Consider the following 956-nt stretch of genomic DNA (forward strand, 5'->3'; position numbering starts at 1 on the left):
TGCGAACTTACGCGCCTCTTCTAGACACGGCGTCGCTGTTTCACACCAAATCAAGTCTGCATATGGTGCGTAAGCCAAACCACGAGAAATCGCTTGGTCGATACCTGCACGTACACGGTAGAAGCCTTCTTGAGTACGCTCACCTTCAATAAAGTCTTTATCGTATGGGTCGCAATCTGAAGTTAGTAGGTCTGCCGCGTTCGCATCAGTACGTGCAATAACTAGCGTTGTTGTGCCAGAAACGTCTGCAGCAAGACGCGCAGCTACCAGTTTTTGTACCGCTTCTTGAGTCGGAACCAGTACTTTACCGCCCATGTGACCACATTTTTTAACCGAAGCGAGTTGGTCTTCAAAGTGAACACCAGCGGCACCGGCTTCGATCATCGACTTCATCAGTTCATATGCGTTTAGCACGCCACCAAAGCCCGCCTCTGCGTCCGCTACGATTGGTAGGAAGTAATCAATACCACCTTCATCTTCAGGAGACTTGCCATTCGCCCACTGAATTTGGTCAGCACGACGGAAAGAGTTGTTGATGCGCTTAACCACTGAAGGCACTGAGTCCACTGGGTATAGCGACTGATCCGGGTACATAGTCGATGCAGTGTTGTTATCTGCCGCTACCTGCCAGCCTGATAGGTAAATCGCTTCGATACCCGCTTTCGCTTGTTGTACGGCTTGACCACCTGTCAGTGCACCAAGACAGTTTACATAACCTTTTTTCGCACTGCCGTTGACCAGTGACCACAGCTTATCAGCACCACGTTGTGCGATTGTATTTGCTGGTACCATCGAGCCACGCAGTTCTACGACTTCTTCTGCAGTATAAGTACGCTTTACGTTTTTCCAGCGTGGATTCGTTGCCCAGTCTTTTTCCAGAGCTTCAATTTGTTGGCGGCGAGTCAATGTCATTGGTCTATCCCTCTTTATTATTTGCACTTTTGTTTGTGCGTTGA

The 956-nt window shown here is 49.1% G+C and carries 1 protein-coding gene; it reads right to left on the reverse strand.

All coding sequences use genetic code 11. The features are described 5' to 3' along the window. A partial coding sequence (gene aceA / locus R8N49_RS25475) for an isocitrate lyase (protein ID WP_318190257.1) occupies positions 1 to 912 on the reverse strand: 912 nt, incomplete at its 3' end. Positions 913 to 956 lie beyond the last annotated feature (44 nt).

It is taken from the genome of Vibrio sp. 1978 (assembly GCF_033344345.1).